Here is a 13,792-nt window from a genome sequence, read left to right as displayed (position 1 = left end):
TCACGTTGCCTGACGCCACGGGCGAGGTGGGTGCACGATGGGAATGAACGGTGCCAGGCGGCCAGAGGTCGTTGTGATCACGGGGGCGTCGGCGGGCGTTGGGCGCGCGACGGTGAGGCGGTTCGCGCGCGAAGGCGCTCGCATCGGGCTCGTCGCGCGCGGGCTCGACGGGCTCGAGGGGGCGCGGCGCGAGGCCGAGGACGCCGGGGCGAGCGCGCTCGTCCTGCCGACCGACGTCGCCGATTTCGCGCAGGTCGAGGCCGCGGCCGCGGCCGTCGAGGAGCGCTTCGGCCCGATCGACGCCTGGATCAACGTCGCGATGACGTCGGTCTTCTCGCCCGTGAAGGAGACGCGAGCGGAGGAGTACGAGCGCGTCACCAGGGTCAACTACCTCGGCTATGTGCACGGGACGCTCGCGGCGCTCGCGCGGATGCTCCCCCGCGATCACGGCACGATCGTCCAGGCAAGCTCCGCGCTCGCTCACCGGAGCATCCCGCTCCAGTCGGCCTACTGCGCGTCGAAGCACGCGATCGTGGGCTTCACCGAGTCGCTGCGCAGCGAGCTGTTCCACGACGGGAGCCGCGTGCGCGTGAGCATGGTGCACCTGCCGGCGATGAACACGCCGCAGTTCCTCTGGTCGAAGTCGCGCCTCCCCCGGAAGCCACAGCCCGTCCCGCCGATCTTTCAGCCCGAGGTGGGCGCCGACGCGCTCTACTGGGCCGCGCACCACGATCGCCGCGACGTCATGGTCGGCTTCCCGACGGTCAAGGCGATCTGGGGGAACCGCGTGATCCCCGGGCTGCTCGATCGATGGCTCGCCCGGGTCGGGTACACGCGGCAGCTGACCGACGAGCCCGTCGATCCCGATCGCGTCGACGACCTGTGGGCGCCTGTGCCGGGCGATTTCGGCGCCCACGGCCCGTTCGACCGGCGCGCGAAGCCGTCGAGCCTGGAGCTCTGGCTCGACCTTCATCGCGGGTCGCTCGGCGCGTTCGCGCTGTGCGCGGCGGCCCTTGTCGGGTTCGGCGCGCGCAGCGCCGCCGCGCGGCGCGCGAGCCCATGGCGGCGCCTCCTCACGTGAGCGAAACGCCGCCCTGCCTGCCTGCGCCCGCGCGCATAGCGCACGCTCGCACGCGCAGCCTCGGCACGCAGCGCACGGCGCCGCGAGGCGGCACGTTTGTCGCACGGCGCGCAGGGTCGAGCTCACGCACGAGCTCGGACTGGGGGAAATCATGGCCCAGACCGTCGGCGAGTTCCTGCTGAGGCGCCTCGTCGCGTGGGGTGTCCGGCGGGTCTATGCCTATCCAGGCGACGGCATCAACGGGATCGTCGGGGCGTTCCACCGCGTTCCGGACCTCCGGTTCATCCAGGTGCGGCACGAGGAGATGGCCGCGTTCATGGCGTGCGCCCACGCGAAGTTCACCGGCGAGGTCGGCGTGTGCCTGGCGACCTCGGGGCCCGGCGCCATCCACCTCCTGAACGGGCTCTACGACGCGAAGCTGGACCACCAGCCGGTCGTGGCCATCGTCGGCCAGCAGGACCGCGCCGCGCTCGGCGGGCACTACCAGCAGGAGGTCGATCTCGTGACGCTCTTCAAGGACGTCGCGCACGAGTACGTGCAGATGGCGTCCTCTCCCATGCAGCTCCGCCACCTCATCGACCGCGCGATGCGCATCGCCAGGGCGGAGCGCACCGTCACCTGCGTCATCGTCCCGAAGGACGTCCAGGAGCTCGACGCCGTCGAGCAGCCCCCGCACGCGCACGGGACCGTGCACACAGGCATCGGCTACACCTCGCCGCGCGTGGTGCCGAAGGAGGAGGACCTGCGGCGCGCGGCCGACGTGCTGAACGCCGGCAAGCGGGTCGCGATGCTGATCGGCCAGGGCGCGCTCGGAGCCGCGCCGGAGATCGTGCGCGCCGCCGAGATCCTCGGGTGCGGCGTCGCGAAGGCGCTGCTCGGCAAGGCGGCGCTCCCCGACGACCTGCCCTGGGTCACCGGCGCCATCGGCCTGCTCGGCACCAAGCCGAGCTGGGAGATGATGGCCAACTGCGACACGCTCTTCATGGTCGGCTCGAACTTCCCCTACCCGGAGTTCCTGCCGGAGGAGGGCAAGGCGCGCGGCGTCCAGATCGACATCGACGGCCGGATGCTCGGCCTGCGCTACCCGATGGAGATCAACCTGATCGGCGACAGCGCCGAGACGCTGCGGGCGCTCATCCCGTACCTCAAGCTCAAGACCGACCGCTCGTGGCGGCGCAGGCTCGAGGAGAGCGTCGCCGACTGGTGGAAGGTGCTCGAGGCGCGGGCGATGAACGACGCCGATCCGCTGAACCCGCAGCGCGTCTACTGGGAGCTGTCGCCGCGGCTGCCCGACAACTGCATCCTGACCGCCGACTCCGGGACGTCGGCGAACTGGTACGCGCGCGACATCAAGATCCGGGCGGGGATGATGGCCTCGCTCTCGGGGACGCTGGCGACGATGGGTCCCGCGATGCCGTACGCGGTCGCGGCGAAGTTCGCCTTCCCCGACCGCCCGGTCGTCGCGATGGTCGGCGACGGCGCGATGCAGATGAACGGCATCAACACGCTCATCACCGTCGCGAAGTACTGGCGCGAGTGGAAGGACCCGCGCCTCGTCGTGCTGGTGCTCAACAACCGCGACCTGAACATGGTCACCTGGGAGCTGCGCGCCATGAGCGGCGATCCCAAGCTCGAGGCGTCCCAGACGCTGCCGGACTTCCCGTACGCGGCCTACGCCGAGGCGCTCGGGCTGCGCGGCGTGCGGATCGACCGCCCGGACCAGGTCGCGCGCACGTGGGACGAGGCCTTCCGTGTCGACCGGCCGGTGGTGGTGGAGGCGATCACCGACCCGGAGGTCCCGCCGCTGCCGCCACACATCACCGTGAAGCAGGCCGCGATGCTCACGTCGGCGCTGCTCCGGGGCGATCCGGGCGGGCGCGGGATCGTCCGGCAGGCGTACCGCGACATGATCGAGAGCTGGATCCCGCACTGGGGCTGACGATGGGCGACGAGGTGCATCGCGCGTCGGTCCCGATCGAGCGGATCGAGGTGGCCGCGTACACCGTCCCGACCGATCGGCCGGAGTCGGACGGCACGCTCGCGTGGCGCGAGACGACGCTCGTCGTCGTGCACGCGTCGGCCGGGGGCGAGCGAGGGCTCGGCTACACGTACGCCGACGTCGCGACGGCGCGGCTCGTGGCCGACAGGCTCGCCGGCGTCGTGCGCGGGCGCGACGCGATGGCCGTCCCCGGCGCGTGGGCCGCGATGGTGAGCAGCGTCCGCAACCTCGGCCGGCCCGGGATCGCGCAGATGGCGATCGCCGCCGTCGACGCGGCGCTGTGGGACCTGAAGGCCCGCCTGCTCGCGCTCCCGCTCGCGGCGCTGCTCGGCATGGCGCGCGACCGCGTGCCCCTCTACGGCAGCGGCGGGTTCACCTCGTACACCGAGGTCGAGCTCGCGGAGCAGCTCGCTGGCTGGGTCGCCGCGGGGATCCCGCGCGTGAAGATGAAGGTGGGGCGCGACCCCGGCGCGGATCTCGCGCGCGTGCGCGCCGCGCGCCGCGCCATCGGCCAGGACGCCGCGCTGTTCGTCGACGCCAACGGTGCCTACTCCCGCAAGCAGGCGCTCGCCTTCGCCGAGCGGTTCGCCGCCGAGGGCGTGCGGTGGTTCGAGGAGCCCGTGACCTCGGACGATCTCGACGGGCTGCGGCTCCTGCGCGACCGGGCGCCCGGCGGCATGGACATCGCTGCAGGCGAGTACGGCTACGATCTCGTCTATTTCCGCCGCATGCTGGACGCCGGCGCCGTCGACGTCCTGCAGGCGGACGCGAGCCGCTGCGGGATCACCGGCTTCCTCGCCGTCGCGGCGCTGTGCGAGGCGCGCTCGCTCGACCTGTCGGGCCACTGCGCGCCCTCGTTGCACCTGCACCCGGCGTGCGCGGTGCAGCGGCTCGCGCACCTCGAGTTCTTTCACGACCACGTCCGCATCGAGCGGATGCTCTTCGACGGCGCGGCGGCGCCCGCTGGCGGCGCGCTCGCCCCGGACCTCGGGCGCACCGGCATGGGGCTCTCGCTGAAGCGCGCCGACGCAGAGCGCTTCGCGGTGTGAGGAGAGATCATGCAGCACGTCGAACAGAAACAGGAGCAGGAGCGAGAGAGGGCGCCGGCGGAGGGCAGGCCCGCCGAGGCCGTCCAGCGGGAGATCGATCGCGGCGTGATCCGCTTTCCCGGCGAGCGGCGCGTGCGGCTCGCGCCCGCGGCCGGCCCCGAGGTGGAGGCGCTCGCGGACGACCTCTCGCGCGCGATCGAGGGCGAGGTCCGCTTCACCGCGGGCGACCGGGCGCTCTACGCGACCGACGGGTCGAACTACCGGCAGCTGCCCATCGGCGTCGTCGTGCCGCGCCACAAGGACGACGTGATCGCCGCGATCGCCGCGTGCCGCCGGCACGGCGCGCCCATCCTCGCGCGCGGGGGCGGCACGAGCCTCGCCGGGCAGACGTGCAACGTCGCCGTCGTGCTCGACTTCTCGAAGTACATGCGCGGCGTCCTCGCGCTCGACCCCGCGAACAAGCGCGCCAGGGTGCTGCCGGGCACGGTGCTCGACACCCTGCGCAACGCCGCGAACGAGGTCGACCTGACGTTCGCGCCGGATCCGTCGACCCACGAGTACTGCACGCTCGGCGGGATGATCGGCAACAACTCCTGCGGCACGCACTCGGTCCTCGGCGGGCGCACGGCCGACAACGTGCACGAGCTCGAGGTGCTGACCTACGACGGCCTGCGGCTGCGCGTGGGGCCGACGAGCGAGGGGGAGCTCGACGCCATCGTCCGCGAGGGCGGGCGGCGCGGGCGCATCTACGCCGAGCTGCGCGCCATCCGCGACACGTACGCCGATCTCATCCGCGCCCGCTACCCGCGGATCCCGCGCCGCGTGTCGGGCTACAACCTCGACGAACTCTTGCCGGAGAACGGCTTCCACGTGGCGCGCGCCCTGGTCGGCACCGAGGGCACGTGCGTCACGGTGCTCGAGGCCACCCTGCGCCTCGTCGACTGGCCCAGGTTCCGGTCGCTCCTCGTGCTCGGCTACCCCGACGTGTTCTCCGCGGGCGATCACGTCCCCGAGGTCATGCGCTTCCAGCCGATCGCGCTCGAGGGGATCGACGACCGCCTCATCGATGACATGCACAAGAAGGGGCTGAACGAGCGCTACCTGCGCTACCTCCCGGAGGGCCGCGGCTTCCTGCTGGCCGAGTTCGGGGGCGACACGCGGGAGGAGGCCGACGCGCGGGCGCTCGACGCCATGCGCGCGCTCGAGCGCGGGCCGAACCCGCCCACGATGAAGCTCTACGACGACCCCGACCAGGAGAGCGCGCTCTGGGAGGTGCGCAAATCCGGCCTCGGCGCGACGGCGCGCGTCCCGGGCGAGCCCGACACGTGGCCCGGCTGGGAGGACTCCGCCGTGCACCCGGACAACCTGGGCGGGTACCTCCGCGACCTGCGCGCGCTGTTCGATCGCCACGGCTACCAGCCCGCGCTCTACGGCCACTTCGGGCAGGCCTGCGTGCACTGCCGCGTGGACTTCGACGTGGCGACGCCCGAGGGCATCCGCAACTGGACCCGCTTCCTCGACGAGGCGACCGATCTCGTGGTCCGCTACGGCGGCTCGTTCTCCGGCGAGCACGGCGACGGCCAGGCGCGCGCGCAGTTCCTGCCGAAGATGTACGGCGAGGAGCTCATCGCCGCGTTCCGCCGCTTCAAGGCCGCCTGGGATCCCGAATGGCGCATGAACCCCGGCAAGGTCGTCGACCCGCACCGCGTCGACGAGGACCTCCGCCTCGGCGCCGATTTCCGCCCCGCCCCCGTGGAGACCCACTTCCGCTTCCCGGACGACGACGGCGACTTCACGCGCGCGACCCTGCGCTGCGTGGGCGTCGGCAAGTGCCGGCGCCACGACGGCGGCACGATGTGCCCGAGCTACAGGGTGACGCACGAGGAGGAGCACACGACGCGCGGGCGGGCGCGCCTGCTCTTCGAGATGCTGGAGGGGAAGGAGCTCCAGGGCTTCCGCGACCGCGAGGTGCGCGAGTCGCTCGACCTGTGCCTCGCCTGCAAGGGGTGCAAGGGCGAGTGCCCGGTCCACGTCGACATGGCCACGTACAAGGCGGAGTTCCTGTCCCACTACTATGCGGGGCGGCTGCGCCCGCGCGCCGCCTACACGATGGGGCTCATCCACTGGTGGGCCCGCCTCGGGCAGCTCGTGCCGGGGCTCGCGAACCTCGTGACGCAGACGCCCGCGCTCGCGACGGTGGCGAAGAGGATCGCGGGCATCGCGCCCGAGCGGAGCATCCCGCCGTTCGCGCGGACGTCGTTCAGGCAGTGGTTCCAGGGACGGCCGCGGCGCAACGCCGGCGCGCCCCAGGTCGTGCTCTGGCCGGACACGTTCAACGACCACTTCTTCCCGGAGACGGCGATCGCAGCGACCGAGGTGCTCGAGTGGGCGGGCTACGAGGTGATCGTCCCGGAGCAGAAGCTCTGCTGCGGCCGGCCCCTCTACGACTTCGGCTTCCTGAAGACGGCCAGGCGAATGCTGCGGGACGTGATGAGCGCGCTGCGCGATCCGATCGAGCGCGGCGTGCCTGTGGTCGGCCTCGAGCCGAGCTGCGTCTCGGTCTTCCGCGACGAGCTCCACGGGCTCTTCCCCGACGACCCGCTGGCGACGAAGCTCCGGGAGCAGACACACATGTTCGGCGACTTCCTGAAGGGGGCGGCGGGGGGCGATCCCGGCCGGCCGTCGCCCGGCCCGCGCGAGCTGCCGCGCCTCGATCGGCGCGCGGTGGTGCACGGCCACTGCCATCACAAGGCGATCCTGGAGATGGGCGGGGAGCGCGACGTGCTCCGCGGCATGGGCCTCGACGTCGAGCTCCTGGACTCGGGCTGTTGCGGCATGGCGGGCGCGTTCGGCTTCGAGAAGGGCGCCAAGTACGAGGTCTCGATCCGGTGCGGCGAGCGCGTGCTCCTGCCCGCGGTCCGGTCGGCGCCGACGGACGCGCTGATCGTGGCCGACGGCTTCAGCTGCCGCGAGCAGATCAAGCAGACGACCGACAGGCAGGCGCTGCACCTCGCCCAGGTCGTGCGCATGGCGGCGCTGCACGGCCCCGAGGGGCCGTCGGGCGACTACCCCGAGCGCGCCTACCTGCCGGGGCCCTCGGACGTGGTCGTGACGCCGCGCGCGACGCTGGCGGCGTTCGCCGCGGCGCCTGCGGGCGCGGCGCTGCTCTGGGCGGGCGGACGGCGGCTCGCGGCCGAGCGGCGGCGGGCCCGACGCGAGCGCTGGCTCCCGGCGGCGGGCGTGGCCGCCGCGGCGCTCGCGGCGGTGGGGTTGCTCGGGCGGGTCGCGTGGCGCCGTGGAGCGCGATCGGGCGCCGCGAAGCGCGCCGCGATGAAGGCCTCGCCTTGAGCCCGCGCGCGCCGAGCGCCGCGAGCCGGCGAGCGCGCCGGTGCGCCGACGGGGAACGGCGATTGCAAATGCCGGGGCCATGAACTCATCCGGTGTGATCCGGTTCGATCTGGAGAGCGTCTCGCGCTCCCTCGGCGAGCGCGGCCATGTCTGCGCCGAGGCCGTTCTCGCGGCGCCGCCGGGCCTCGCCGAGCGGCTCGAGCAGCGCGGCGAGGAGCGGCTCGCGCGCGATCGGGTCAGGGCGAAGGCGAACCTGCGCGTCATCGAGGGCGGCGCCGCGCCCACGGCCAAGCGCATCGCCGCCGCCGCGGCCGTCGTGCTCGCCCTGGGGACCGCCGCGGCCATGGCGGCAGGTGCACGTCGCGAACGCCGGCGCATCTGGTGAGGGCGCGAGGCTCCGGCGACGTCGGGGGACGCCTGCTCGCCGGCTCCAGGGCCAGGCCTGACCGCCGCGCTGACCTGTCACGACCGCGCGCGCACGTTCGCCAGCGCCCTCCGCCCCTCCGGGAGCGAGAGCGCAAGGACGACCATGTTCGCCGTCATGGCGACGAGGCAGTACGCGCACCAGGCCCTCTCCCGTCTCCGCATCTGGACGAAGAGCCACCCGGACACGGCCGCTTCGACGGCCGCCTTGGCCGCCACGGCGATGGGGATCCAGGGCGTGTCCCTGGCGCGCTCGGCGCCTCCCCAGCCGGCCAGCGCCAGGTTCGAGGCGAAGCTGGTGAGCGAGAGCGGCGCGTCCGGCACGGTGAGCCCGAACGCGATATCCGAGCTCGTCACCTTGTCCGAGTCAAACCCTGGGAGCGGCGGATCGGGCAGGTGCTCGAGGATCCCGAGCTGAAACAGCGAGACGGCCGCCATGCTGGCGCCGCCCGCGAGGGACGCGGCGGCGATGAGGCGGCGCCGGGAGAGATCGATCGAGCGGCCGCGCCGGAGCGCGGCGCGAAGCGCGCCGGCGCCGGGCAGGCGCGACGCCCGCCGCCTCGCCCGCCGAGCAGTGCCCGATGCGCCCTGGCCTTTCCTCATGACATTCCCCCCGAGCGCGCGCTCGCCACCTCTTCGTTCGGCCGGCCCCGAGCGCTTTCGCCGCACGACCGCGCGGCACGCCATGACGATCAACGATCGTCGATTTGCAATTGCAACCCGTGTACCTCGGGACGAAGGACGGCATCTGCACGGTTTGCCCGAAAAGCGCGCCGCGCTGCGGGGGCGAGCGATCTGTCTCGCGAACGAAGCGAGAATTTGACGCAAAGGCGCCAAGGGCGCAAAGACGCAAAAATACACAAAATCTGTTCTTTTTTGCGCCTTCGCGTCTTTGCGCCTTTGCGTTGAAATCTCTCGCCGGATCCCCGGCTGGACCTTTGCCGAACGGAACAAGGAGCCACAGAGAGCCACAAAGGGGGCGTGTGATGGGAGCTCATGAGTCGACTCGCCGTGTCGAGCCAGGGAGCGAGCGCCGGCCGCGGTCCGGCGAAGGGATGGCCGAGCGTTCACCGGGCGAACGCCAGGAGCGCAAGGAGCGTGTGCTCACCCAGGGCACCTCCTCGATGGCGCAGAGCATCGCGGATGCGATCGTCCTGAAGCAGGGCGGCGTCTTCCTGCTCACCGAGCAGAGCGGCGCGATCCCCCTGCGCGGCGCGCACGGCTTTGGCCTCTACTACCATGATTGCCGGTTCCTGAACGGCTATACCATCGAGCTCGACGGCGCCCGGCCGGAGGCGCTCGCCGCGACGGCGGAGGCAGGCCATACAGGCGTCTTTCAGCTCGCGAACCCCCGGACCCGGATGCGCGACGGGCACATCATGTCCCAGCATGAGGTCGGCCTCCGGTGGGAGCGGGTCATCGACGGCGACGCGACCGCGGTCTACGAGGACATCACGGTTCACAACCACGCTCGCTCGGCGGTCGATCTCGAGCTGACATTCACCTTCCGCGCCGAGTTCGAGGACGTGTACGCGGTCCGCGGCCTCCTGCCCGAGGCGCTGGGCGAGCTCCGCGCCCCCACCTGGGACGCCGGCGAGCTCCGCTTCACGTACGATGGAGCGGACGATCTCCAGCGCGCCGTGACCATCCGCTGGGGCCTCCGCCCGGACGCGACCGACGGCACGTCCGCCCGCTTCCGCGTCCGGCTGCCGCCGGGGGGCAGCCAGCAGATCCCCCTCGTGATCACCCTCTCCGAGTCCTCGGGCGCGGCGCCCGCCGCCGAGCGCGCGCCGGCGTCCTCGGGCGTGGACGTCGCCGCGGTGAAGCGGCGGGTCGACGAGCGCATCGCCGCCCAGGCGGCAGAGCAAGCGAGCGTCGAGACGGATAGCCTGCTCGTGAATCGCGTCCTCTCGCGATCCTTCGACGACCTGCGCGTCCTGCGGACCCCGCTCGATCACGACGTGTTCTTCGCGGCCGGTGTTCCGTGGTTCACGACGCTCTTCGGCCGCGACAGCCTGATCACGGCGCTCGAGGTGCTGCCTTACCGGAGGGCCGTCGCCGTGGACACGCTGCGGCTCCTCGCGCAGTTCCAGGCGCGCGAGCGGGATCCGTGGCGCGACGAGCAGCCTGGAAAGATACTGCACGAGCTCCGGGTCGGCGAGCTCGCGCGGGTCGGCGAGATCCCCCAGACACCGTATTACGGCACGGTGGACGCGACCGCCCTCTTCCTGATCCTCCTCGCGCGGCACGCGGCGTGGGCGGGTCGACTCGACGTCTTCCGCGAGCTCAGGGGGAATGTCGACGCGGCGCTCGCGTGGCTGTCGAGCCCGGACGCGCATCCGGACATCGACGGCTACCTCGCCTACGACTCGACCTCGACCTCGGGCCTCGTCAACCAGGGGTGGAAGGACTCCGGCGACGCGATCGTCGATGAAGAGGGGCGGATCGCGGCGCCGCCGATCGCGCTCGTCGAGGTGCAGGCCTATGTGTACCTCGCCAAGTCGGGGATCGCCGATCTGTTCGAGCGCGCGGGCGAGCCCGAGACGGCCGCCCGGCTCCGGCGCGAGGCAGCGGACCTGCAGCAGCGCTTCGAGCGGGATTTCTGGCTCCCGGAGCGAGGGATCTACGCCCTGGCGCTCATGGACGGCGGCCGCCGCGCGGCGGTGTGCTCGTCCAACGCCGGCCACGCGCTGTGGGCGGGCATCGCCGAGCCGTCCAGGGCGCGGCGCTGCGCCGAGCGGCTCATGTCGGAGAGCATGTATTCGGGCTGGGGCATCCGCACGCTCGCGGCGGACGAGAAGGCCTACAATCCTATGTCCTACCACCGCGGGACGGTGTGGCCCCACGACAACGCGCTCATCGTCGCCGGGCTGCGCCGCTACGGCCTCGACCGCGAGGCGCGCACCGTGTTCGGCGGCATCGTGAGCGCCGCCATGCGCTATCGAATGCACCGGCTACCGGAGCTCTTCTGCGGCTTCCCGCGCGCCGAGCACGGCGCTCCGGTCCGCTACCCGGTCGCGTGTCACCCGCAGGCGTGGGCCGCGGGGGCGGTCCCGTACATGCTCGCCTCGCTCCTCGGGCTCGAGCCCGAGGGCTTCGACCGGCGCCTGCGCGTCGTTCGCCCGATCCTGCCCCGGCTCGTGCGCCGCGCGACGGTGCGCGGGCTGGCGGTGGCGGACGGCCGCGTCGATCTGGAGTTCCGGAGGAGGCGGGGCGGCGCGGTCGACGTCGACGTGCTCCGGGTCGAGGGCGACGTCGACGTCGTTGTCGAGGAGCGCTGAGCCGGGTCACACCGCCGGCGGCTCGGTCTGGCGTTGCCACGCGCGGTGCATGGCGATCGCCTTGACGAACGCCGGCGCCGCCGCGGACACCGCGTCGTCCGGCAGGACGAGCAGGCCCGGGTCGGCCCCCGCGGCGGCCTTCAGGCCGGCGGCCTCGGCGAGCGGCGCGGCCGACGCGGGCACGAGCAGCGGCTTGCAGTGGCGGTACTGGAGCTGGACGAACTCGACAGCGAGCCCGTCGCGCGCCAGCGCCGCCGCGCCCTTGCCGGGCAGCAGCGCCGCGGCGTCGAAGAGGACGCTCGGGGCCGCCTCGATCGTGACCTCGACCGGCAGCTCGTCGCCCTCGGCGGTGCGCACCACCCCGAGGCGCGCGCCGACGTAGCGGGGCACCGCGCCCGCCAGCAGCAGCGCCTCGTAGAGCGCGCCCGCCTCCGCCCCGCTCACGCCGTCGGCGACGACGAGCGCGACGCGGCGGCCGAGGATGCGGCCATCGCCGGGCCGGGCGAACAGCGACAGGGCCGGCGACACAGCGACCTCCGGGTCCTTGACGGGCGGCGCCACCATCGAGAGCGGCTCGGGGAGCGGCATGCCGAGGTCGGCCGCGACCTGCGCGGCCAGCCCCTCGTCGACGTTCCGCAGCATCCGGACCATGCGCTCGCGGATCGCCTGCGTCTGCACGCGCGTCAGCTCGAAGCGGAAGGCGCGCGCGATGTGCGCGCGCTCGACGGGCGCCTGGCTCGCCCAGAAGAGGCGCGCCTGCGTGTAATGGTCCGCGAACTTCTCGGGCTTCGCGCGCAGCTTGCTCGGCTCGGTCGCGGCCTGCTGCGCCAGGAGCCGCTCGGCGACCGAGGCGAAGCCGCGCGCGCCGGCCTGGAAGGGGCAGCCACCGGCGAGCGAGTTGGGCTCATAGTTCACGCGGCCGCGGTTGATCGCCTGGCGGTGGAACCCGTCGCGCTGGTTGTTGTGCACCTCGGCGACAGGCGCGTTGATCGGGATCTCGTGGAAGTTCGGCCCGCCGAGGCGCGTGAGCTGCGTGTCGAGGTACGAGAAGTTGCGCCCCTGGAGCAGCGGGTCGTTCGTGAAGTCGATGCCGGGCACGATGTGCTGCGTGCAGAACGCGACCTGCTCTGTCTCGGCGAAGAAGTTGTCGGGGTTGCGGTTCAAGACGAGCCGGCCGACGGTGCGCAGGGGCGCGAGCTCCTCCGGCACGATCTTGGTCGCGTCGAGCACGTCGAAGCTCCACCGCTCGGCCTCGGCCTCCGTGAACGTCTGGATCTGCAAGAGGTACTCGGGGAACGCGCCGCCCTCGATGGCCTCCCAGAGGTCGCGGCGGTGGAAGTCGGGGTCGGCGCCCGCGATCTTCACCGCCTCGTCCCAGTCGAGCGAGTGTGTGCCGAGCACGGGAGTCCAGTGGAACTTCACGAGCGTCGCCTCGCCGGCCGCGTTGACGAGCCGGAAGGTGTGCACGCCGAAGCCCTGCATCGTCCGGAAGCTGCGCGGGATCGCCCGGTCGCTCATCTGCCACATGACCATGTGCATCGACTCGGGCATGAGCGAGATGAAGTCCCAGAAGGTGTCGTGTGCGCTCGACGCCTGCGGCATCTGGTGGTGCGGCTCGGGTTTGACGGCGTGCACCACGTCCGGGAACTTCATCGCGTCCTGGATGAAGAAGACAGGGATGTTGTTGCCGACGAGATCCCAGTTGCCCTCTTCGGTGTAGAACTTCACGGCGAAGCCGCGCACGTCGCGCACCGTATCGGCGCTGCCGCGCTCGCCCGCGACGGTCGAGAAGCGCACGAAGACAGGCGTCCGCTTGCCGACCTTGGCGAAGGGCGCTGCCTTGGTGAGCGAGGTGATGTCCTCGGTGCACTCGAAGTAGCCGTGCGCGCCCGAGCCGCGCGCGTGCACCACGCGCTCGGGGATGCGCTCGTGATCGAAGTGCGTGATCTTCTCGCGCAGGATGAAGTCCTCGAGCAGCGTCGGGCCGCGCAGCCCCGCGCGCAGCGAGTTCTGGTTGTCCCCGACGGGCACGCCCTGGTTCGTCGTCAGCGCCCGACCGAGCGAGTCGACACGATGCTTCTGCAGAGGCCCCTGGTTCGGATTCTCGCCCGGCGCCGCCTTGGCCCCGTTCTTCTCGGACTCGTTGCTCTCGGTGATCGTGCTCGCGGTCGCGTCGAGGTTCTCGGGCTTCGCCGTGGCACCTTGCGGCGGCTGTGGCATTTTGCCGCGTAGCGCGTACTCGGCGCCTTTGTTCACGTTCTCGGGGATCGCGGCGACGAGCGCTTCTGTGGCGTCGACCTTCGCGTCGAGTCGGTCGGCTGCTGCCACGTGGCGCACCCGGGCGTCCTCACTGCTCGTCCCGCTGCCGAGCGCGGTCGCCGCGCGCTCGAGGAGGCTACGTTTCGGCCGTGCCGCCCGCGGCTTGGCCGACGGGCCGCCCATCGATTGCTTCGCGCTGCCCGCGCCCTTCTCGGTCGGCGCCGGCTCACTGGACGACAGCTTCGTGGGGTCTTTGCGATCGGTCATGAGATGTCCTCCGGGGAGCCGGGGCTTCAGCAAAGTGCGCACCAACACGCGTCCCGGCAGGGCGGCGGACACAGCCGGATCGGGG

The 13,792-nt window shown here is 72.4% G+C and carries 8 protein-coding genes; 6 read left to right on the top strand and 2 right to left on the bottom strand.

From position 1 onward, the window contains the following. The first annotated feature begins 43 nt into the window (after positions 1-43). From WMF45_RS11750 to WMF45_RS11730, 5 genes are all read left to right on the top strand, one after another. Positions 44-1,081 (top strand): SDR family oxidoreductase, encoded by a 1,038-nt coding sequence (locus WMF45_RS11750; RefSeq protein ID WP_437719523.1) that lies wholly within the window; start codon positions 44-46, stop codon positions 1,079-1,081. A 151-nt stretch (positions 1,082-1,232) separates the two neighbouring features. Beyond that, positions 1,233-3,020: a thiamine pyrophosphate-requiring protein gene (locus tag WMF45_RS11745; protein WP_437716999.1), complete on the top strand. Its 1,788-nt coding sequence runs from the start codon at positions 1,233-1,235 to the stop codon at positions 3,018-3,020. Positions 3,021-3,022: 2 nt separating this feature from the next. Continuing rightward, positions 3,023-4,129, top strand: a complete 1,107-nt coding sequence (locus WMF45_RS11740; protein WP_437716998.1) for an enolase C-terminal domain-like protein — start codon at positions 3,023-3,025, stop codon at positions 4,127-4,129. A 9-nt stretch (positions 4,130-4,138) separates the two neighbouring features. Then, the gene (locus tag WMF45_RS11735) at positions 4,139-7,477 is read left to right on the top strand and encodes an FAD-binding and (Fe-S)-binding domain-containing protein (RefSeq protein ID WP_437716997.1); all 3,339 of its coding nucleotides are present in this window, start codon (positions 4,139-4,141) and stop codon (positions 7,475-7,477) included. A 79-nt stretch (positions 7,478-7,556) separates the two neighbouring features. After that, positions 7,557-7,862, top strand: coding sequence for a hypothetical protein (locus WMF45_RS11730; RefSeq protein WP_437716996.1), 306 nt, complete (start codon positions 7,557-7,559; stop codon positions 7,860-7,862). Positions 7,863-7,939: 77 nt separating this feature from the next. Here WMF45_RS11730 and WMF45_RS11725 read toward each other — a convergent pair whose 3' ends face one another. After that, a complete protein-coding gene (locus WMF45_RS11725; protein ID WP_437716995.1) occupies positions 7,940-8,503 on the bottom strand; it encodes a vitamin K epoxide reductase family protein in 564 nt (187 codons plus the stop codon). Between the two features lie 452 nt (positions 8,504-8,955). Between WMF45_RS11725 and WMF45_RS11720 the strand changes: the two genes are divergently transcribed. Next, positions 8,956-11,181: an amylo-alpha-1,6-glucosidase gene (locus WMF45_RS11720; RefSeq protein ID WP_437716994.1), complete on the top strand. Its 2,226-nt coding sequence runs from the start codon at positions 8,956-8,958 to the stop codon at positions 11,179-11,181. 6 nt (positions 11,182-11,187) lie between these two features. Here WMF45_RS11720 and WMF45_RS11715 read toward each other — a convergent pair whose 3' ends face one another. Beyond that, positions 11,188-13,707: a catalase gene (locus WMF45_RS11715; RefSeq protein ID WP_437716993.1), complete on the bottom strand. Its 2,520-nt coding sequence runs from the start codon at positions 13,705-13,707 to the stop codon at positions 11,188-11,190. Positions 13,708-13,792 lie beyond the last annotated feature (85 nt).

Source organism: Sorangium sp. So ce448, from assembly GCF_051520915.1.
GTDB classification, from domain to species: domain Bacteria; phylum Myxococcota_A; class Polyangia; order Polyangiales; family Polyangiaceae; genus Sorangium; species Sorangium cellulosum_B.
This window is presented reverse-complemented; position numbering and strand designations above follow the sequence as displayed.

Bases quoted from the DNA above. Each gene is read 5' to 3' on its own strand.
- WMF45_RS11750 (WP_437719523.1), top strand. From the start codon at position 44: ATGAACGGTGCCAGGCGGCCAGAGGTCGTTGTGATCACGGGGGCGTCG.
- WMF45_RS11745 (WP_437716999.1), top strand. From the start codon at position 1,233: ATGGCCCAGACCGTCGGCGAGTTCCTGCTGAGGCGCCTCGTCGCGTGG.
- WMF45_RS11740 (WP_437716998.1), top strand. From the start codon at position 3,023: ATGGGCGACGAGGTGCATCGCGCGTCGGTCCCGATCGAGCGGATCGAG.
- WMF45_RS11735 (WP_437716997.1), top strand. From the start codon at position 4,139: ATGCAGCACGTCGAACAGAAACAGGAGCAGGAGCGAGAGAGGGCGCCG.
- WMF45_RS11730 (WP_437716996.1), top strand. From the start codon at position 7,557: ATGAACTCATCCGGTGTGATCCGGTTCGATCTGGAGAGCGTCTCGCGC.
- WMF45_RS11725 (WP_437716995.1), bottom strand. From the start codon at position 8,503: ATGAGGAAAGGCCAGGGCGCATCGGGCACTGCTCGGCGGGCGAGGCGG.
- WMF45_RS11720 (WP_437716994.1), top strand. From the start codon at position 8,956: ATGGCCGAGCGTTCACCGGGCGAACGCCAGGAGCGCAAGGAGCGTGTG.
- WMF45_RS11715 (WP_437716993.1), bottom strand. From the start codon at position 13,707: ATGACCGATCGCAAAGACCCCACGAAGCTGTCGTCCAGTGAGCCGGCG.